17 protein-coding genes are annotated in these 20,578 nt (G+C 47.8%); 7 read left to right on the top strand and 10 right to left on the bottom strand.

All coding sequences use genetic code 11. From position 1 onward, the window contains the following. Positions 1-81 precede the first annotated feature (81 nt). The 5 genes from P1U47_RS03785 (at position 82) to P1U47_RS03765 (ending at position 4,307) form a co-directional block, all read left to right on the top strand. Positions 82-543, top strand: coding sequence for an Lrp/AsnC family transcriptional regulator (locus P1U47_RS03785; RefSeq protein WP_301027241.1), 462 nt, complete (start codon positions 82-84; stop codon positions 541-543). A gap of 860 nt (positions 544-1,403) precedes the next feature. Beyond that, positions 1,404-1,799 (top strand): nuclear transport factor 2 family protein, encoded by a 396-nt coding sequence (locus tag P1U47_RS03780; RefSeq protein ID WP_301027240.1) that lies wholly within the window; start codon positions 1,404-1,406, stop codon positions 1,797-1,799. A gap of 63 nt (positions 1,800-1,862) precedes the next feature. After that, positions 1,863-3,119 carry an SRPBCC family protein gene (locus P1U47_RS03775; RefSeq protein WP_301027239.1) on the top strand — a complete coding sequence of 419 codons (1,257 nt, stop codon included), beginning with the start codon at positions 1,863-1,865 and terminating at the stop codon, positions 3,117-3,119. Further along, positions 3,116-3,469: a hypothetical protein gene (locus P1U47_RS03770; protein WP_301027238.1), complete on the top strand. Its 354-nt coding sequence runs from the start codon at positions 3,116-3,118 to the stop codon at positions 3,467-3,469. Before P1U47_RS03775 ends, P1U47_RS03770 begins: the two co-directional genes overlap by 4 nt. 28 nt (positions 3,470-3,497) lie before the next feature. Beyond that, positions 3,498-4,307: an SDR family oxidoreductase gene (locus P1U47_RS03765; RefSeq protein WP_301027237.1), complete on the top strand. Its 810-nt coding sequence runs from the start codon at positions 3,498-3,500 to the stop codon at positions 4,305-4,307. 354 nt (positions 4,308-4,661) lie between these two features. Here the strand turns inward: P1U47_RS03765 and P1U47_RS03760 are convergent, their stop codons facing one another. The 10 genes from P1U47_RS03760 to P1U47_RS03715 form a co-directional block, all read right to left on the bottom strand. Continuing rightward, on the bottom strand, positions 4,662-7,025 hold the full coding sequence (locus tag P1U47_RS03760; RefSeq protein ID WP_301027236.1) for a TonB-dependent receptor: 2,364 nt from the start codon (positions 7,023-7,025) through the stop codon (positions 4,662-4,664). A 40-nt stretch (positions 7,026-7,065) separates the two neighbouring features. After that, complete coding sequence (locus P1U47_RS03755; RefSeq protein WP_301027235.1) at positions 7,066-7,986, bottom strand: hypothetical protein; 921 nt, start codon at positions 7,984-7,986, stop codon at positions 7,066-7,068. A 195-nt stretch (positions 7,987-8,181) separates the two neighbouring features. Continuing rightward, positions 8,182-8,829 (bottom strand): TetR/AcrR family transcriptional regulator, encoded by a 648-nt coding sequence (locus P1U47_RS03750; RefSeq protein WP_301027234.1) that lies wholly within the window; start codon positions 8,827-8,829, stop codon positions 8,182-8,184. A gap of 132 nt (positions 8,830-8,961) precedes the next feature. Further along, positions 8,962-9,558, bottom strand: a complete 597-nt coding sequence (locus P1U47_RS03745) for a TetR/AcrR family transcriptional regulator (protein ID WP_301027233.1) — start codon at positions 9,556-9,558, stop codon at positions 8,962-8,964. 9 nt (positions 9,559-9,567) lie between these two features. Continuing rightward, the gene (locus P1U47_RS03740) at positions 9,568-11,031 is read right to left on the bottom strand and encodes an aldehyde dehydrogenase family protein (protein WP_301027232.1); all 1,464 of its coding nucleotides are present in this window, start codon (positions 11,029-11,031) and stop codon (positions 9,568-9,570) included. Between the two features lie 25 nt (positions 11,032-11,056). Beyond that, entirely contained in the window at positions 11,057-11,812 is a 756-nt protein-coding gene (locus P1U47_RS03735; protein WP_301027231.1) for a glucose 1-dehydrogenase, read from the bottom strand. Positions 11,813-11,906: 94 nt separating this feature from the next. Continuing rightward, a complete protein-coding gene (locus P1U47_RS03730; RefSeq protein WP_301027230.1) occupies positions 11,907-13,121 on the bottom strand; it encodes a cytochrome P450 in 1,215 nt (404 codons plus the stop codon). Positions 13,122-13,265: 144 nt separating this feature from the next. Further along, positions 13,266-14,432 carry a phosphotransferase gene (locus P1U47_RS03725; protein ID WP_301027229.1) on the bottom strand — a complete coding sequence of 389 codons (1,167 nt, stop codon included), beginning with the start codon at positions 14,430-14,432 and terminating at the stop codon, positions 13,266-13,268. A gap of 37 nt (positions 14,433-14,469) precedes the next feature. Next, the gene (locus tag P1U47_RS03720) at positions 14,470-15,273 is read right to left on the bottom strand and encodes an SDR family NAD(P)-dependent oxidoreductase (RefSeq protein WP_301027228.1); all 804 of its coding nucleotides are present in this window, start codon (positions 15,271-15,273) and stop codon (positions 14,470-14,472) included. Between the two features lie 81 nt (positions 15,274-15,354). Then, positions 15,355-17,808, bottom strand: coding sequence for a TonB-dependent receptor (locus P1U47_RS03715; protein ID WP_301027227.1), 2,454 nt, complete (start codon positions 17,806-17,808; stop codon positions 15,355-15,357). A 655-nt stretch (positions 17,809-18,463) separates the two neighbouring features. Between P1U47_RS03715 and P1U47_RS03710 the strand changes: the two genes are divergently transcribed. Both P1U47_RS03710 and P1U47_RS03705 read left to right on the top strand, forming a co-directional pair. Beyond that, a complete protein-coding gene (locus tag P1U47_RS03710) occupies positions 18,464-19,102 on the top strand; it encodes a TetR/AcrR family transcriptional regulator (protein ID WP_301027226.1) in 639 nt (212 codons plus the stop codon). Positions 19,103-19,146: 44 nt separating this feature from the next. After that, positions 19,147-20,574 carry a coniferyl aldehyde dehydrogenase gene (locus tag P1U47_RS03705; protein WP_301027225.1) on the top strand — a complete coding sequence of 476 codons (1,428 nt, stop codon included), beginning with the start codon at positions 19,147-19,149 and terminating at the stop codon, positions 20,572-20,574. Positions 20,575-20,578 lie beyond the last annotated feature (4 nt).

Genomic DNA, 20,578 nt, shown 5'->3' with positions numbered 1-20,578 from the left:
CACCGCATTAGCTGCAATTAAACGATCAAAACGGCACAATATGCCGCAAGATAATAATTTAACAGCATGAAGAGCTTCTATATGAAATTAGACAACATCGATCGCAAAATTTTGCGTGAACTACAGAACAACGGCAAACTGGCCAACACTGAGCTAGCCAAAAAAGTCAATTTGTCGCCCTCGCCCTGCCTAACCCGCGTAAAGCGACTTGAAGCTGAGGGCACCATTCGCCAGTACGTGGCCTTATTAGACCCACAACAACTCGACTTACGCCTCAATGTATTCGTTTTCATTAGCCTTAAAGCACAAAGCCGGCAAGCGCTCAAAGATTTTGAAGCGCGGGTTTGCGCCTATGACGAAGTAATGGAGTGCTACCTTATGACCGGCGACGCAGACTATCTAATACGCTTGGCCATGACCGACATGGAATCACTAGAACGCTTTATTGTTGAAAACTTATCGCCAATGCCAGAAATAGAGAAAATTCGTTCGAGTTTCGCCTTAAAGCAAGTGCGCTACAAAACCGCCTTACCCCTGCGCTAAGCTCACCACGGAGTTTCTAAGAGTTTTCCGGCAGCGCAGGGTGTTAACAAAGTTGAGAATAATCGCTTTAGAATGCAGCTCCACTGAAGTAGGCCGGAATTATTAACCAAGCGTGATGGGTGTCATCCTGGGCGAGTCGCTAGCGCCAAAATTTCGGGCATAACAACTGACTTATTATTCGATTATTGCGAACAGCGGAGGAATCCCACTCAAGAATTGGTAGTGGCATTTATTTCCTAGCACTAGGCTTGAGCACAGATAAAACCTCATACCGAATGCGCCAAGCCGCTATAGCTGAAGACCGGCCGAGTAATGACCTACCTAGCGGAGGCCGTTGCCACTCAACGTCCCACTCACTTACAGTAACCCCCAAATTAGCGCGCTTTAACAAGCTGCCCGAACAACCATAACAACGTGACTTGCCAGTGCACTCACCGATTATGGTGTTGACCGATTAATGAACGAAATGCGCTAGCCAATATTTGCGACCGCACATTACAATACAGATATTGACCGAGTGGTAAACGTGGTGATAGGCTAATCAAATAGTTAAGAAGCAATAAATATACGGGGCATACGGCGACGCTAAGCAGTCGCAATAACTTAAGGTGATTTTTGTATCAAGCCCTCAATACACCCTAAGTAATTAAATCTAATAGACCAACGAATATTTACTGCGCTATGTAAGCTAAGCCGCGCCGTGCTCCTAATAGCGTTGGCTATTGTAATGTAGCCGCGCTAACGAAGTGACGTACCTCCCCCTGCACTACCCGCTCGGGGCATCGTCATTCGGCAAGTGCGAAAACGAAGAACACAATGATATTTCTAGTGATAACAATAACGCGTAAGAGGTAGTTCCAATGACGAATAAACTAGACGTAGTGATCGACGAACTCGGAATGGCAATTGCTGGCCGCGACATTAATCGCCTGCGCAACATCTACGACGACAAGGTTGTTGTTTGGCATTCTGCAACCGGCCAAGCTCAGACAAAAGAAGAGAATTGCGCCCTGCTAGCGAAATTATTCACAATTAGCGCAGAGCTGGGATACCACAGTATTCAGCGCCATGCTATTGAGGGCGGCGTCGTTCAGCAGCATTGTTTAAAAGGTCGATTTAATGACGGCACCGAAATGCCAGCGCTACACGCTTGCATGGTAATCAAAGTTGAGGGTGGAAAAATTATTCGAATTGATGAGTACTTTGACTTCCAAACATTTGCCCCAGTTTGGGAAAAGCTACTCGGCGAATCATAATACATCCAACAACAACTGCGCGAACGGAAGTATTTCTTAGAATAAAATGGCGGGAGCATAAATATGAATAGCAACACAGGCGAGGCGGCGTTTCAGTCGCGCGGCACTTTTACAGAAGACGCAGGGTTATCAACATCCCCTATACCTCTTGAGCCATACTATAGCGAGGCATTCTTTGAACAAGAAAAAGAAAAAATTTTTCGCCGAGCGTGGTTGCTGGTTGCACGGGAAGAAGAGTTGCCTGAGCCCGGTTGTTTTGTTCTAAAAGCGATTCACACGTTAGACACATCCATCATCATCACTCGCAACCCCAAGGGCAAGGTGCAAGGCTTCTACAACACCTGCTCACACCGTGGCAGTCAAATTGTTACCGAGAGCGAGGGGCGCCGACGTTTGTTTGTGTGTCCATATCACAAGTGGTCTTATGACACCGATGGTGACCTTAAATCAGCACCCGATGAGCAAAATTTCTTCTTCAACAAAAAAGATTGTGGCCTGACTCGTGTTGCCACCGAAGTCTGGGAAGGGTTTGTTTTTGTTAACATGGCCGAACAACCAGAAATAAGTCTGGATGAGTATATAGCACCTCTTAAAGAATATATTTCAGGCGTTAACTACCTAGGCGCCTCTAGTCCTATCGTTGTAGAAGCAGATTTAGAGGCAAACTGGAAGGTGGTGGTTGATGCATTTTTAGAGAGCTACCATATTCCCTCTATTCATCCTAAGACCATAGCCGAAACATTTTCAAACCAAATTAATCCCCATGCTCGGCTTCTAAATTCAACTCCCCTAGGAACTCATCAACAGGTTTCCATGTTTGGAAACAGCGGGCTTAAGCCCAATCCGAACAACCGCGCAGAGCAACTTGCTGCCGGTGACACCGGCAGCGTTATCTCTGCTGCGGCGCTTAAGGATACAGAGGCATTTTTAGCTCACCCAGCGATCAACCCGACAAAATCTGCCGACTGGTCAATGGACGTTAACCAAGTATTCCCCCACGTTCAAATCGACTGGGGGCCAGGAGGCTTTTGGGTTCATCACTTTTGGCCGTTAAGTGCCAGCCGCACAAAATACGAAGTACGTTTTTATGTGACCGAAGCACAAGATTTTAAACAACGCTTTCAACAAGAAATGTACGTTGCCAGAGTTGCCGAAGTGGTTTTAGAAGACCTTGTAAATGTAAAGCGAACCCAGCGCGGCATTAAAAATGGCGGAAAAAAGCACATTCAGCTACAAGATAGTGAAGTAGGTATTCGCTACTCTACCTCGCGCATTATCAAGTGGGTTAATTCAGACACGGTACGGGAGGCGATTAAATGAGTAAAAACCTACAATCAGTGCTACCTCATGGGTTCGCCTCGCTGGAACGTTTTGTTGATAAATGGGCGAAAGATACAAGCCAAGCGCGCATGGAAGCGCGGTGCACATCAACACAAGAACAAATAATTGAATTTTACGAAGCCGTATTGGCAGTCAGCGACGTTGCGATGGCCGAAATAGCAAAACACCCACTTACTGAGATGCCTGAACAAATTCAGAAGCTCGCCAAACTCATCCTCGCGTTAGCACATGCATCAATTGCGGTTGAGGTTCACGGCCAGCCACGCGCCATAGGCGCACCCTTCCCTAATAGCGTACGAGTGTCTAAAGGTGCAGCGCCTTTCGGCTAATAATAATCAGCGAAGTCAGGAGTTTACAATGTCATTCTCATTAGAAAACAAAGTTGCATTGGTAACCGGAGCAGGGTCCGGTATTGGTCGTGCCTGTGCTCGCAAGCTAGCAGAATGCGGCGCAAGCGTATTAGTAACAGATATTAATAAGGAAGCTGCCGAGAAGGTCGTCAGCGAGATCCGCGAGGCTGGGGGCACCGCTAGCGCGGGAATTTGTGACATCGGTGACGAAGCGAGTGTAGCCGCCGCAGTTGCGCTGGCGGTGGAAATTTTCGGGGGATTAGATATTCTCCACAATAATGCCGCCTATGCCTCTGCAGAATCAGTGGCCGCAGATACCGACATTGTTGATATGCCTCTAGCGCTATGGGATACCACGATGGCAATTACTTTGCGTGGCACCATGTTGGGTTGCCGCTATGCAGTCAAAGAAATGGTCAAGCGCGGCGGTGGCAGTATCATCAATACTTCATCCCAGTACGGCGTCTCCGCATTTAACAAAATGCCCTGCTACGGCGTAGCAAAGGCGGCGATCAATATGTTAACCGAGTACGTTGCCACCGCCTTTGGCAGAGAGGGCATTCGCTGCAACTCAGTGGCCCCTTCCATGATCCTAACACCACTACTTAAAGCTGCCATTCCCGAGGAGTTAATTAAACTCAATGAAGACTCGGCCCTGACACCCTTTTTAGGGGAGCCAGAAGACATCGCAAATATCGTCGCATTTCTTGCATCCGACGAGGCAAGATATTTGACTGGGCAGGTGATTCGGGCCGACGGCGGGATGACCGCTCACTTACCTACTTACGCCGATGCGAGACGATTCTTCGGAAACTAAAAAATCGGTTTATTGAACGCGTACAATTTTTGAGTTGACCAGCGCCACCCTCCGTTAATTTGGCACAGCCAAATTCAGGTATAAAATAACCCAGACCAATAGCCTAGGTTATTTTATACAAGACACCGATATGTATTTGTTGTGTTCCGCACGACTCGTACATTCCAAGCTTTGTTCGTAACAATAATTTACGTACATATTTTAAATAAATTAAACCTAGTAACGTATATTCATGCAATTATTGTGGTGTACAGTCATCATTATAAGCTATAATTTTTATGGCGAAATTACGTCTGTTCGATATCGTTACAACGGCGCCATAAATATTCTAAAATCAAAAAATATCGCGACGTCTTAATCTGCCGAGTCAAACTCCCATTTCAAGCTAACACCATAACTAACGGGTTGCGCCAATTTTCCAACCACGCCAAAATCAGTTTGGAACTGATAAATATAATATCGAGTGTCTTCCAAATTACTGCCAAATAGCGACACGTCGATATTTGAGCGCGTATGTGAGTAAGTTACCCTCGCATTTAGCATTGTGTATGCCTCCTGCTCAAGCTGGTTAGCTGCGTCATAGTAGAAACCGTCATTGAAATAATAATCAGCACTAACATTAATTTCACCGGCGGGTACTGCATGATGCCAATTAAGGCCAAAACTTGCGCTCACTTCTGGGTTACGCACTATCGTATTGCCGCTGTAATTTTGATCTGGGCTATATAATCCAGCATAACCGTTACTTGGAGCCGTGTAACCAACGGCATTTTCAAACTTATCATAGCGGCCATGCAAATAGCTGGCGCCAAAAGTAATAAGCCACGCTTCGCTCGCGGCCCATTGAACATCGATATCGCCACCCTGTACAGTTGCTTGCTCGGCATTCTGAAATTGCACAACCCCACCTGATAACAGCGATACGAACTGAGATTGTAAATCTTCTATTTCGGTTTGGAAAATAGCCGCATTTACCTGCAATCGTCGTTCAAACAACGAAGACTTAACACCAAGTTCAAGCGCACTTACTGTTTCAGGCCGAATAAAGCTCGGCGATTGCGTCAGATTAACAATATTGTAGCTGCCGCTTTTAAACGCTTTCTGAAAAGACGCGTACAGTAATTGGCCCTCACTGGGGATAACGGACACGCTAAGCTTGGGAGAAAAATTTGTTTCTTCAAACTCTTCACTGGCGTAACTGAGCAAATTGCTTTCAGAAAGCTGCCCCAGAGTTCGCGTTCGAACCGCCAGATCCGTGTCATACACCCGACGCTTCTCACGCTGAAATCTACCACCCGCGGTGACATCCAACCACGACAGAGGACTCCAAGTAGCTTGGGTATACGCCGCCTGCGCAATGGTATCTAACGAACCAGTAACAAGCACTGAGGCTTGGGCAGCTTCATCTAATGGGGATAGTAGAGCACCGACAACATCTAGCAGTGGGGATATTGCCGAGAGGTCTACGGGCAATGGCACGCCGCCGTCTACAAGGCCAGATAACCCATTATTCAAGCCGGCCACTGCAAATCCTACTGGGTCGTAACCCACCGTACTGTCGAGATAGTAGAGTCCAAAAATCCACTCTAATTGCTCGCTCCAAGGTGAATCGCCATTGGAAATAAACTGCAGCTCTTGCGAGAAAATTTCGCCAAACAATTGTGGTTGATTTTCCTTTTTTGTCCCGTCGCCACCAAACTCAACTAGATTAGCATTCGAACCGTCGAAATCTACTAGAGACTGACCATTGGTGTCTTGGTAAGACGTTATTGATTTAACATCAAAAGAACCAGGGAAAAACTGCAGCGTTAACGCGCCGGCCTTTAATTCACTAAAGGCTGTATTGTCTAAGTTAGTATTTGTCTTGTAATCAGCAGCGCAGGACATACCCAAAACCGCACCCAAAGCGGAGGGCTGAAGGCAGGCGAGTAGCGACGTACCAACACCCTCAGACTTAAAATAATAGCCAGATAAACGCGCGTCAAACCATTCCGCCGGCAACCAGCGAGCACTCACGTTTACCCCTTGTTCTTTATACGGTTGTAGTTCGTCGTAAGACAAACCCGCTACCGGATCGTAATAATCATCTCGCGTGTTATAGATAACGGCAGCACTTGCAGAAAGTGCATCAGTAAGTGGACCACTCGCATAAAGACGACTATTACTTTCATTGAAACGCTCATAGCTTGACGATGCTTTAACCGTAAACGTATCACTAGGCTGCCTTGTGGTAATACTAATTGCTCCCCCAGTTGAGTTGCGACCAAATAGCGTTCCTTGTGGCCCTTTCAATACTTCAACACGCTCAACCTCGCCTAATGAACGCGCCAAGCCAAAGGAAATAGGAAAATAAACACCGTCAATATAAGGCGCCACACTTAAATCTGCAGAGGGAATAAATGCATCTGTACCGACACCACGAATAAATATAACGGCATAATTTACTAAAGTGTCGTAAACTAGCCCTGGTGTTTTAATCGCAAGGTCAGCCATCGATTTCACGCCGGCCCTTTCCAGCGCATCACCAGAAAATGCATTAATAGCGATTGGTACATCATTAACATTTTCAGAGCGTTTCTGGGCCGTAACTACAACTTCTTCTAGCGCGTATTTTGATTTTTCTAATTCAGCAAATGACGCATTACATAGAACACTAGCAAGGAATATCAATACACTATTTCTACCGAGATACCATTTTATTTTATTTTCCGCGTACATAATTACAATCCCATTAGTAAATCTTGATACCGATCATGCTCTACGGCATGAAGAAACTATTCCAGCCCGTAAGCAACCTTACACTTAACAGTGGAATAATTAGGCAACCGACAAAAGTAATGTTAAATATGAGCACCCAAGCCAAAGCGCGGACGTAGGGAAAAACCACACCTATCTCTGCTGTCGCACCGTCGCCACTTATCCGAATATTGTTATAACGCGCTAACCCCGATAACGCCTCTAAGCGGTTCAGCCCCTTCTCATCTGGCGCGCCAACTAGCCATGAAATTAAATTTGGCCACACAAACATCGTCAGCATTGGCCACATTAATGGAAAGTTACCTCGGCCCATATCTAGGTAGGGTCCGATTGGTGGGTCATAGGTCCACCAGCCCATATAAGCAGCGGTACCCTCAACCAAAATATTCCATACAAAGGTAAGCGGCACGGTAAACATAATAATTGCCTTACCCAGACTCGCCTTAGGATTCCGAGCTTGATAAACCTGTGCAAGGCGCAATATTGCCCAAGTATGTAACACCCAATACACCGCATACATAAAAGGCATCCACAACGGATTGTGTGGCGCCGTATACGGGAGATCGAGTCCATAGTGATAAAAATTTGGGCTGTAAAGTAAATGCTGGCCCCAGTCGCCGAAGGTCTCTAACCAAAATGTTGATGCGCTAGCTACGCACATCAACACCCACCAAGTGAGTTCACCCTTTTTGATACTGTCGCGAATCAAAATAATTAAAACCAATATTGCCAAAGCTGGTATTGCGTAATTCAATAGCCAACTTAATGGCGGGTCTATTATCCCATCGGGCAAACAGCGACCATCTTGCCAAAATAAGCCCTCGCCACCAGCACAGACTTCACCTGGCGTCCCTATATGAGACGTGTTGGTATTGATTAGCTCCGCATGAGAATTATTATTCGACCAATGAAATTCTATCACTGTGTATACCTATGATTATTGTCATTAACACAAGAGTTATAGTCTCAGCTATAGACGTGACGGGAAAGTTGATCTGGGTCGGATTATAAATATCTATTTACATAACGTAAGCTATTATTATTTATATGATTTATTAAAAATTACGCAAGCGATCGTCGGGCGCTGTCCAGCTTTTTAAACATTGCTGGGCAAAAATCAAATAAGGCTGGGCAAAAAAAAGCTCAGTGCCATCGACAGTAACAGTTCACGCAACAGCGGCTGATGTCGATAATCTGGATTGTCTCGCAAAATATGATAGGAAGTCTGTTCAACCGCTCGTCCCATCGCCTGGGCACGCAAATCTAGGTCTGCGGCTGTCATCGTCGGATAGTGGCGCGCAAAAAATTCCTTTAATAAGTCTGCACCCGCATCATGCTGGTCTGAGTAACTGTCGTAAGCCGTCCAAACACCGAAATAGCCGCTGTGAGACTGATAAAAGCCTGCATCGAGATCGATAAGCGCAGACTGCAGCTTAATCGTAGAATCAACAATCATTGCCAAACCCTCAGCAAGGCCCATTGTGTTCCACTTAGATTCTAATCGTGCAGACCAATCTTCAAAATGCTGTTTAATCTCATGTCGAAACACTTCTGCTTTGACTGCATCTAGGCTGGGAAAATACTGATAGATAGAGGCTTTAGGAACACCCGACACCAGTTCTAAGGAAGTTGTCGTCAGCGCGTCGCTACCGGCATCTAATAGAATTTTCCGCGCCGCCTGTTCAACAGCCAAAACCATGCGCCGCGAGCGCTCTTGCTTTGGCTCGCGCCGTAAGCCAGCGGGGCTAGAACTATCCGTGACCATAACAAGCCATCGCTATCATCATCCGCAGCACCTATTATAAATTATTATGTTTTTAGCTAAGCCACAAAACGCTTAAAATCTTACGCATTGGCTGATATTTTAAATTCTAAAGGCACACTTTCCTTGCCAACTTCAAGCCTGATGCAGGATTGTTTTTAAAAAATACATCAGCTGATCCGGTGCGTTACTAAGACCACTGTCATCGCCAACATCAAGACTCAATCCCACAACCAAGGCTCGGAGCAATACCGCTAGCTCGCCAAAATTTGGCGGTTCAGCAACCCCTGCACGGCTGTATAAAGCGCTTAACATTAGGCGAACACTCTCATTCACCTCATTTAAATAGCCTCGATACTTTGCAGCAAAGTCCCTATTGCGCTTGGCGTGGAGCTGAGCCTCAATAACGAACATACCCCAGTCGGCCTGCCCCAAATAGCGTGCAAAACTTCCGCGCATATACTCAAGTATCGTTTCGAGATCTTCGGGCATGGCCAAAAACTGACGCCACTCCTGAATTTCACGACTATTATAAGCCTTGAGGACATCAATTAAGATGTCCTCTTTGCTTTTATAGTTGGCGTAAAAAGCGCCTCGAGAAAAACCCGCAGATTCGGTAATTTTGTCGATCGCCGCGCCGCCAAAACCCCAACGTGCAAATTCTTGCAGGGCTGCGGTTCTCAGCTTTTCCTGTGTGATACTGCGGCTGTCTTCTCGACTAAGTCTTGTCACGCGTCTACCTTATTGAGCCAAACTAACGGTTTTTAAACGAATAAACTCATCCAGACCTGGACGGCCACCTTCCTTACCAAAGCCAGACAAGCCGAGCCCGCCAAACGGGGCATGGGCAGGAATATTACGACTGCCGTTGATATGGACAAAGCCAGTTTGCAGTTCTGCAGCTAAGCGGTGTGCTCGCTTAAGGTCATTGGTCTGAATATAACCGCCAAGACCATACTGGGTACTATTGGCAATTTCAATAACCTCTTCTTCGGTACTGAACTTCTGTATTACCAATACTGGGCCAAACACCTCTTGCTGGGCAATTTCACTTTGCGGATCAACATCGGCAAAAATCGTCGGCGAGACAAAGAAGCCCTTGGCCAGATCGCCACCTAAACGTTCGCCACCCAATACTAGGCGTCCAGCCCCCGCCAACTTTGCGCGCTCAACCATGGCCAAGATACGGTCACAGGCCTCTTCGTTAATTACTGGACCAATAAAGGTATTAGGGTCACGCGGATCACCAATCGGCAGGGCTTTCGCTATTGCGACAACTTTCTCGACCATTTCATCATAAACGCTATCTTGCACTAGCAATCGCGTGGGCAATTCACAACCCTGGCCGCTCAATAAGCCTACGCTCATCATAGCTGCATGCTGGGCAGCAACATCAAGATCGGCATCCGCAAAAACAATATTGGCCGACTTGCCGCCCAACTCCATCACCGACGGTTTAAGTAGTTCGGCACACTGATGCAGTATCTTGCGCGCGGTAACTGGACCTCCGGTAAAACTGACTTTCTGTACATCTGGGTGGGCAATCAAGGCCTGGGCAGACTCAACCGCGCCCGGCAAAATATTAATAACGCCTGGTGGAATACCGGCTTGCAGGGCCAATTGGCCAAACAGCGCTGCAACAAAAGGAGTTTGCTCTGCCGGCTTAACCACAACCGTATTACCCGCCGCTAAGGCGGGAATAACTTTCATGCCCAAACTAATAAGCGGACCATTCCAAGTCACTACAATACCAATAACGCCATAGGGCTCAGGCAGGGTGTAAATAAATTCGTCACTCGGGTAGCTGCTAACCACCTGGCCGTCAATTTTGTCAGCCCAGCCTGCATAGTAGCGGGTCCACTCTTCAGCCAAGCCTGCACCACCGGCAGCAACACTAAAGGGCGTTCCACCCTCTAGCACAGCCAAACGCTGAAACTCACTCGCATTCGCTTTAATGAGATCAGCCAATCGTCCAAGTAATACCGCGCGCTCACGGCCCGGCATCCGTCGCCAAATCTCAAATGCAGCTTTAGCCGTAGCAACTGCGTGTTCAGTTTCGCTTACACCAGCCAGCGGAATCTCTGCCTGGGCCAAACCGGTGGCTGGATTGATATGGGTGTACACACCGCCAGAGGCTTTTTCAATTACTTTGTCGCCAATTAGCAAGCTGCCCTTGGGGCAGGTTGAATCAAATTCGATAGTCATAACATTGTCTCTTTAAATGCGTCGCTTAAATCCGAATGACGGTGCCGCCATCGACGGGGAAGACTTGGCCATTCACAAAGGCCGCCTCATCACTGAGCAGGAATACGCCAACTTGGGCGATTAGCTCTGGGCCGGCCACTTGACCTGTCGCTTGACCAGACATTTTTGCCCACTGCGCCATTTGCTCTACCGACATAATTGGCTTCATGCCTTCAGTGTCGACCGTACCGGGTGCAATCGCGTTAACGCGAATATTGTCGGCGGCGAGGGAATGCGCCAAGTTTACCGAAAGCGTATTCACGCCCGCTTTAGAAACTGAATAAATACCCGTCGCCTGCCAGCTGCCGATAGACGAGGTATTCACAATAGCGCCACCGCCCTGCTTTCGCATCTCCGGTACTGCTGCCTGAGTCATATACAAAACACTGTGCATATTGACCGACATCACTCGCTGATAATCGTCTATAGAAAGATCCTGCAAAGGCGGCATAAGCGCAGCGCTTAACAAGCCCGCATTGTTAACCAAAAAGTTTAGCTGACCGAAGGCCTTCACTGCCGCAGCAATACACTCCTTACAGGATTCAGGTGAGCCTACGTCAACCTTCACCGCAACCGCCTTACCGCCAGTAGCGGTAATACTCGCCGCAACCGACTCCGCCAGCTCAAGGTTAATATCAGCCACTACAACGGCAACGTCACGCTGACTAAGTAGTCGTGCATAAGCGGCGCCCATACCCTGAGCGGCACCGGTAATAACTGCAACTTTTCCACTAAAACTCATAATTCTTCTCCTCAGATAGGGTGTGGCCGGGATAGATAAATGTATCGACCAATATTTTTACGTAATAATTGTTCTTAATAATTTTTGCTAATTGCTACCAACGTAGCTGCAAACTTTCCATTGCCATTACAGCACCGCCGCGCACTTTTGGCGTAAATCCCTCTTCAACAGAAAATGCGGGCATACGCTCTAGCCACTCTTCCAAGAAAACCCGCAATTCCAAGCGCGCCAAGGTCGCTCCTGCACAATTATGGGGGCCACCATTAAAGGCCATGTGACGAAATTTGGGACGTTCTAAATCCACTAAACTAGGGTTTTCCAAAGCGCGGTCATCGTTATTTGCCGCCGCTAGGCTGCAGATAATTCGATCGCCAGCACGCATCTGCACGCCCTTAAATTCCATGTCGCACGCCACGCGGCGCGGAATATTTGGAAACGAATAACGTCGCAACAACTCTTCAATCGCACTGGGAATTAACTCGGGCTTATCCCGAAGTTGCTGCTGAAATTCAGGATTTTCAGCCAAGTGCCGAATCGAAAAAGTCATGGCATTGGTGACTGTATCTAACCCCGCCAGAAATAGCAGATTGCACATTTCCAACACACGCTTGTGACTGAGTTTTTCACCACCCACCTCAGAGGCCAACAAGATACTAATGGGGTCGTCAGATGGGCTTTTAACTCGCTGTCGGATTAATGATTTAAGGTAAAAACGCATGCGCACAAAGGGCGGCAGGCGCTTTAGCATGGTGTCCGAAGCCAAAATGCCATTTGCCCACCTAACGAACTCCTCGTAGCGCGACTGATCCATGTGCATCAAGCCCATAAAGGTTTTAACCGGAATCGGCACCGACACCGCCGACATAAACTCACAAGCCCCCTTGGGCTTAACATCCTCGATCAAGCCAATCGCCAGCTCACGAATCTGACTCTCTAACTGCACTACCTTTTGCGGCGACAGAAATTTCATCAATAACATTCGGTAATGGGCGTGATCAGGGCGATCCATATCTTGCGGCGGCAATGACAAACCGAGCTTGGCAACATCGGGGGAAAACGGCGCCTTACTGCTCGAAAACAACTCTGGACTGAGCATGATTTCGCGAACATCTTCCATTCGCGTCGCAATCCAGTGACCGCCATTGCGGGGCGTATAAAAAATATCTGGCGCACTGTTGTGCAAGGCTTTATGACTAGCATGAACATCGCCGCCACGGGCCGAGTCACTAAAAATATCGAAATCATAAATAAGGCCAGCGGCAATATGCGGTGGCGCCACGCTTGGTGATTTCGATTTAAAAGGGAACATAAACTGACCTTCCGAGCGATTATTGTGCTTTAGGGTAGCCGCAACTGCTTACGACCTGTCCGCTTCAATATAGGTGAAAATCAATATCAAATACAACAGTGTATTAGGATTTATTAATGTATGTTAATTATAGGCCAGCATCACTTAGCGTTTCACAAGTAGCTTAACTGCCGCGGCAACATCTAAATCCTCAACCGCAGCGTTAATACGCTCCCAGCTGCGATCCATACTTTCTCTACTCTGCAAGCCTTCCCAGTTCCGTGTTAACTGAACCGCATCCCAGCCATAAGCCAACCAGAAACGATAAATATCAAAGGCTTCATCTAAATCTATATCAACAACCACGCCCTTCTCGCGCAGCGTCTCAATGTAGAGGGCTAATAAATCTTTCTCGTGCTGACGCCGCAGTTCAATTGGCGCCCCAGTCCCCAGAAAATAGGCAACTTCGCGCAGGCCCTGACCTCGATGTGCGATCTGCCAATCCAGCAAACCACTGCGGCCATCGTTCAGAATATAAGTATTACCAAGATGGGTATCGCCATGCACCAAGGTATGCGGCCCGCGCTCGCGCACGCCGACAACCTCGTCTTCATACTCGGTCAATACCCCCGCCAACTCGCTAACTGACTTGGCGGCCACTTCTTTGCCGTTAATAAAGCGCTGCCGAAAGCGCCGATGAACCGCCATCATCATTTTAAAACCCGGCCGAGAACGCTCCCTATCGAGCCAAGCCAACTCATTATCAAGTTTTGGCGACTCCCAAAATGCCGCGTGCAAGCTTGCTAACGCAATCATCATGCCGCGCAAATGCGACAACGGCGCCTCGTCAGCCAAGCTAAAGGTCTGACAACCTCGCTCGGACAAATCCTCTAGCACCAATAAAAAGCGCGCCCCCAAACCAATATTTGAAGCGTAAACCTTTGGCGCCTCATCGCCGAGAAAATGCCGCGCCGTGCGATAAAACTGCACCTCGTTCGACGCCATTTTGAGCGGTCCAACCATAAGTCGACTGCTTGTCGTTTTAGGCGTCGACTTAACAAAAACCATACTGGGCAATCCGGCCCGTTTACCAAGCTCATTCCACTCCAGACCCAAGCGCTGACGGTCAGTGGTACCAAAGTCGCCACCAACAAGTGACGTCGACAATAGCTCTGCACCAGCAATACCACTGGCAAGTTGTTTTTGTAGCCAAGACTTTTTAATATCTTTAGCCCGCATTGGCCCTACACTGGGCACCCACGGCGACACGCTTGTTACTGCGCGGCCAAGCATTAGCGAGGCATCGAATAAGGCATTATTTTTATAGGTCACACGCAATCACTCCCAAGTACATTGAGCGCCGAATAAACTAGGCTGCTTTAAGTTTTTTCACTTGCTTAAGCGTGAGATTGGCCAACATATCTGGCGAGAAGAGCTGCATCATAAACATAGAAAAGCGCAGCATTGGCGTCACAGAAATACGACGCTTACCCGCCATCAGCCCCTTGTAACCCGCTTTGGCAACATCTTCAGCAGTGAACATATTCCCAGACACAAATTTTTCTACCGCTTTGCCGGTATCGTCGTCACCCTTGGCGGTCGCCATGAATTTACTTTGGGTAGCAGGCGGACACAGCACACTAACCTGCACACCGTAATCTGCTAGTTCAGCGGCGATACCCGCGCTAAAATTATTAACATAGGCTTTCGACGCGCAGTAAGCCGCCATGCCAACGGTTGGAATATAGCCCGCCATAGAGCCGACATTCAAAATCTTTCCACTGCCGCGACGCTTCATTTCATCACCAAATACTCGACACATTTGGCTTAAACCGACCACATTCAGCTTCAACATACTCTCAAGGCGCTTACCATCTACCGCGACGTGGTCACCAAACACACAAAATCCAGCATTATTTACCAGTACATCAATGGCCAAATTATGTTGTTCGCAGTAAGTCAGCACCTCGTCGGCAGCGCCGTCTTGGGCAACATCTTTTTGCACGAGTACAGTTTCAACACTCGGAAAATCCCGCTGCAACTCAAGCGCCAAATCGTCCAGTTCATCTTGCATCAAACTAAATACCACTAAGCGATAGCCGTCTGCTGCAAACAAGCGACAAAACTGACGACCGATTCCGCTACCGCCACCGGTTATTAATACTGTCTTCACTTTTAACTACCTCAATATTTTACAAAAATGCTGCGAAGGAAACTCCTTCGCAGCGCAATGAGCCCCCTACTGGGAGCACCGCTAAAACTCGTAATCCAGCCGCATTCCGTAAACCCGCGGCCTACCGGTATAACGCACAAACACATCTGGCTGGAATTGGGTTGAATTGAAATACACTTCATCCGTTAGGTTTCGCACGTAAGCTTGGATATTCCACGGGCCATCGTAAGGGCTGAAGCCAACTCTGGCATTGAGAATAAAATAGCTGGGCCGAACAGTAATAGGGTCGTTAGAGAGGTCGCCCTGCGCTGCATCAGAATACTTGCCGTCAAAACCAATACTTGCTGAATAATCTTTAAATACTGGCCACTCATAATTGACTACTGCGGTTACCTCCATTGGCGAGGCGTAATCGAGCTCATTCCCAGAAAAGTCTTGTTCATTGCCATTAATATCAATACCAACATAATTTTTGACTTCGGTATCTAGCAGAGAAAGACCGACAGACGTATATAAACCATCGAAGGGTGCCGCTTGGATTTCTAGCTCTAGCCCCTGCACAATCGATTCAGGCACATTATCTAAACGCTGAATAGCGCCAAAAATAGGATCTTTAAATACGGTAAATAGCTGTTTGTCTTCATAGTTATAGCGAAATAGAGAGCTATTCACTTTTAACAGCCCGTCATACCACTGAGCCTTCATACCAAGTTCAAAAGCTTCAATACGCTCTTGGGTAACAGGGGTATATTGTTCATCCGTTGCGGACAATAGCGAGGGGTAACTACCTGCTTTATAGCCAATACTGTATGAAGCATAAAACAACATCGCATCGCTGGGAGTCCAATCTACTGCGATACGGCCAGAGATATTGTCTTCTTCTAAGCCACCGCGAACCAAGCCCGACTCATTGGTCTCACTGTTTAAAGTTACGCAATCGCCAACACCGGGGCCGCCAGAGAGATCACCGGTCAAATCCAGCAAACCCGCATCTGCCGCCGCAACCAGTGCCTGACCAATAGGTTCGCTCAACGCCGTTATGGGCAACAGACCCGCAACAACCTGCCCTACTTGGCTAACCTGCTCACTGGTCAATAGCGAAAACACATCACCCAGCCCTGCACGCTGCAAAACGCCAACTGCTTGGAATAAAGACGCTGTGGTACCGTCGGCATCGCGGGTACAGGCATCGTAGTCGCGGGAGTCTTCGGTATAACGCAAACCAAGGGTATATTTAAATTGCTCACTCGCCTGCCATTCGGCTTGGCCGAAAAGGGCGTGACTTTCAGCATCTTGCTTGGAATAGAGATCTACCTGACGGACAAATATACCGCCATAGCCGCCGCTGGACTCCGTGGGGTAGGTGTAGCGAGTGTCTTCAAGTTCATCGCCGCTGTAAAAGTAGCCTGCAACCCACTGCACGCTATCGTCAAAGGCGAAACCCGAAAAACGGAATTCCGCGTTCCACGCGGTAGTGTCGGTTGCGGTATCGTAGTCGAGGTCGCTTACATTGAGACCGTCATTGTTATAACTGTCGTTACCGTCAAAGCGCTGCAAGGCTAAGATCGATGTGAATGTAGTAGATTCGCTAAATTGCCAGTCGGTGCGAACAGATGTCGCGATATAGTCCTGATCCAAGCCCAACTCGCGCTCGGGATTATATGCTGTTGCCCGCGCATCGCCCTCTGGTGCGGTAGGATGGTTCTGCACATTTTCGGATGCCTCGGCGGCAGGCAGGGCAGAGAAATTCTTAAACTGAAAATACTGGGGTGACTGGGGTTCACTGCGATCACGCCAACCATCTACCGACCACTGCACAGACACCTCATCGCTGGCGTTCCACACCAGCAAGAACCTAGCTGACTGTTTGTCGACCTCGCCCAACTCTGCACCCAGCCGAGTGTAATCGTATTGCCAACCTTCACTACTGCGAATATCACGCACGGCAAAACGCGCCCCAAGGCTGTCGCTCAGCGGGCCACTAACATAGGCTTCCAGATCTGATTGAGCGTATTTTTGATAGCCCGCCGAGAACCCCGCTTCAAACTCTTCACCAGGCTTTTTACTAATATAGTTTACTGCGCCGCCGGTAGTATTACGGCCATATAGCGTACCCTGCGGACCCTTTAATACTTCGACCCGCTCCAGATCAAGGTTTGCGCCCTTGGTCATTACAGGAAAAGGAATATTCACTTCATCAATATACACACCAACAGCAGAAGTCGCGGTTTGACTAATTTCGTTAAAGCCAACACCACGCAAGGTATACACAGGGATGGAAAAGCCACTGTCGGTATAAGAGAACCCAGCTACCAAATTGGTTAAGTCGGCGGTGTCGGTAATGCCAAGCGCTTGAAGCGTGTCATCACTGAATGCCGAAATGGCAATACCAACATCCTCGGCAGACTGCTCTCGTTTTTGGGCCGTAACCACTACTTCTTCGATCAAAGAGCTGCGTTTACGCTCCACTTCCTGTGCAAACCCAAGCTGGCAGCAAATCACCGACCCCAGCGCCAATAGCGATATACGCCCCATTTCCCTATCTCCTCTTATTATTGAATCAACAAATTTCTCATATCGGCCAAATACTGGGGCAAGGGAAAACAATACGACTACTGTATTCTCTAGATTCGTGTCACACCCCGAAGAAAAAACACGATTCTCAGCGGCATAATGGACAGTTGAACGATTTAGCCCTTGCCAAAGAAGTAAAAACCCAAGTTATTTTTCTCGACATACTATAGCGTCATCTTTAACATACTGTAAAGTAATCCTATATATCAATTAAACAATTAATATAACATACTGTTTTATATGATAATATTCTACAAAAATGTCAATAGCGAAGTATTCACTCATGCTTTTCAAACAAAAATATTACATATATAAAAATATGTTGCTTTACAATGAAACAACACCCACAAAATGTACCTAAAATTCGCATACACAAACTCAAAAGCATAAGCTTTACGCAGAGAAACAGTACAAATTACGCCAAGGAGTCAGATTTTATGCCCGACGTACCACTTCACATAAACAGCCTGCCGTCATTCCCTTGCCTTGACAGTGCCCCCAATTCTCAAGTCCCTGCTGTCGCCGCCAGCAATGGCCAAGGCCAAATCAATACCAGCATAGGCAACCGCGAAGCCCTTTGCCGGTCGCCAAGCTCAAAGAGAGAAATTCCAAAAGTATGAGCAGTATTCGCATAAAAATTCTCGCTACGGCTGAACAATATTTAAAAGACCACAGCCTGGCAGATGCCCAGATCAATGCGCTGTGCCAATCGGCAGGGGTATCTAGAACCTCATTTTATCGGGAGTTTAGAAATCTCGACGACATGTTCTCCTGCGTAGTCGCAAGCATGTGGGCCAATATACTCAAAGACATTATTGCCGACGTAGAGGCCATTGAAGCCCCCGAACAGCGCCTTTTTGAATTCAGCAAGCAGGTCGCCAGCATCGCCCAGTCGCGCCGCTATTTACCCTGGGATGAAAAAAACATCACCCACGCGGTGAAATTAATGCACAAGGAAGACGGCAAGGGGCTCGCCGCCATCCTTAGTGTGATATCGCCTTTTATGCTGCGCTGCCAACAACAAGGTGTGCTCCGCCAAGACCTGCACAGCGATGAAATCGCCGACTGGATACTAAGACAAATGTGGACGCTGATGAGCATTCCACTCCCCCCTAGTTTCGCGAACGAACCACTTGACCGCTATATACAAATTTTTATTGTTGATGCGCTCAGACCTAACACAACTACCGCAGCCAAAGCTGACGACATCAACACCAAGCTTGATCAAATATTAGACAAGCTCCGTTATCTGTAAACCAAACCTAAACCCCTAACAACGACGACAATGAGTGCCGATTTATGAACCAGCCACACCAAGACAGCGCCAAGCCGCTACAAGAACTGCTGCAAGCACAACGCGATAGCTTTATGAAAGACGGCTTTCCCGACGCCGCAATCAGAATCGACCGCCTAGCCCGCATCGCCGACATCCATCTGCGCTATAAAGATCAATTAATTGAAGCCTTGTCTCATGATTTCGGTCACCGCAGCCGCTTCCAGTCAACCATCACCGACGTACTCGCCAGTAGCCGCGAAGCCAAAGAAACCCAAAAAGAAGTCAAAAAATGGATGCGCCCCGAAAACCGCAAAGTGCCTTTCCCCATGAATATAATGAGCTCTAAAGCACAGATTCACTACCAGCCACTCGGTGTGATAGGCAATATGTCGCCGTGGAACTTTCCCGCGCACTTAGCGTTTTCACCTGCTATAGGTGCTATTGCCGCCGGCAATCGGGTCATGCTTAAACCTTCGGATTTAACGCCTGCAACGTCTACCGTCATCAGCACCATGGTCGCAGATGGTTTCGACCCCACCGAGATGACCGTGGTAAATGGCGACGTAAATACCGCTATAGAATTTTCTAAACTAGCCTTCGATCACTTGGTCTACACTGGCGGACCAGAAATTGCTAAATCGGTCATGGCTGCTGCCGCGCAAAACCTAGTACCACTGACCTTAGAACTCGGTGGCAAATGCCCAGTTATCGTCGATCAAAGCGCCAATATTCAGCAAGCCGCGCAACGCACCATGACCATGAAAATCATGAATTCTGGACAGCTCTGCCTGTCACCGGATTACGTGTTACTGCCAGAAACTAAGCTTGAAGAATTTCTCAGTGCAGCGACAGCCACGCTTGGCGGTTTTTTCAGCTCTATCGCCGACAATGAAGACGTCACCTCGATTATTAACCAGCGCCACTACGACCGTTTGCAAGGGTACATCGACGAGGCAAAAGCCGCCGGCTGCCGAATCGAAGAATTCAACCCCGCCAACGAAGACTTTAGCAATAGCCCACGAAAGATGCCCTTCCGCTTTGTTATCAACCCCGACGAAAGCTTAAGAGTAATTAACGATGAACTGTTTGGCCCGATACTGGTGATTAAAACGTATCGCGATTTCAATGAAACCGTGAGTTACGTCAACAGTAAACACCGGCCGCTGGCGCTGTACTGCTTCAGCAATAACAAAACCAATATTCAAAACCTACTGCAGAATACCTGCTCTGGCGGGGTAACAATCAATGATGTAGCGCAACACATTACCTGCCCAGATCTTCCTCTAGCGGGTATTGGCAACAGCGGCATGGGCTCTTACCACGGGCACCATGGCTTCTTACAATTCAGCCACAAAAAAGCGGTTTATCACCAAGGCTTACTGAGCATTGGCAAATATTTAGCACCACCATCGACGGACAAAAAACAAAGATTTGTGGACAAAATGCTGTAGCGCG

Source organism: Zhongshania sp. (assembly GCF_029212375.1).
In the GTDB taxonomy this organism is placed as follows: domain Bacteria; phylum Pseudomonadota; class Gammaproteobacteria; order Pseudomonadales; family Spongiibacteraceae; genus Spongiibacter.
The sequence above is the reverse complement of the archived record's forward strand: the minus strand, read 5'-3'. Positions and strand labels throughout refer to the sequence as shown.

Coding starts and splice junctions, on each gene's coding strand:
- P1U47_RS03760 (WP_301027236.1), bottom strand. CDS start 7,025: ATGTACGCGGAAAATAAAATAAAATGGTATCTCGGTAGAAATAGTGTA.
- P1U47_RS03740 (WP_301027232.1), bottom strand. CDS start 11,031: ATGACTATCGAATTTGATTCAACCTGCCCCAAGGGCAGCTTGCTAATT.
- P1U47_RS03750 (WP_301027234.1), bottom strand. CDS start 8,829: ATGGTCACGGATAGTTCTAGCCCCGCTGGCTTACGGCGCGAGCCAAAG.
- P1U47_RS03785 (WP_301027241.1), top strand. CDS start 82: ATGAAATTAGACAACATCGATCGCAAAATTTTGCGTGAACTACAGAAC.
- P1U47_RS03735 (WP_301027231.1), bottom strand. CDS start 11,812: ATGAGTTTTAGTGGAAAAGTTGCAGTTATTACCGGTGCCGCTCAGGGT.
- P1U47_RS03770 (WP_301027238.1), top strand. CDS start 3,116: ATGAGTAAAAACCTACAATCAGTGCTACCTCATGGGTTCGCCTCGCTG.
- P1U47_RS03730 (WP_301027230.1), bottom strand. CDS start 13,121: ATGTTCCCTTTTAAATCGAAATCACCAAGCGTGGCGCCACCGCATATT.
- P1U47_RS03705 (WP_301027225.1), top strand. CDS start 19,147: ATGAACCAGCCACACCAAGACAGCGCCAAGCCGCTACAAGAACTGCTG.
- P1U47_RS03780 (WP_301027240.1), top strand. CDS start 1,404: ATGACGAATAAACTAGACGTAGTGATCGACGAACTCGGAATGGCAATT.
- P1U47_RS03715 (WP_301027227.1), bottom strand. CDS start 17,808: ATGGGGCGTATATCGCTATTGGCGCTGGGGTCGGTGATTTGCTGCCAG.
- P1U47_RS03710 (WP_301027226.1), top strand. CDS start 18,464: ATGAGCAGTATTCGCATAAAAATTCTCGCTACGGCTGAACAATATTTA.
- P1U47_RS03775 (WP_301027239.1), top strand. CDS start 1,863: ATGAATAGCAACACAGGCGAGGCGGCGTTTCAGTCGCGCGGCACTTTT.
- P1U47_RS03765 (WP_301027237.1), top strand. CDS start 3,498: ATGTCATTCTCATTAGAAAACAAAGTTGCATTGGTAACCGGAGCAGGG.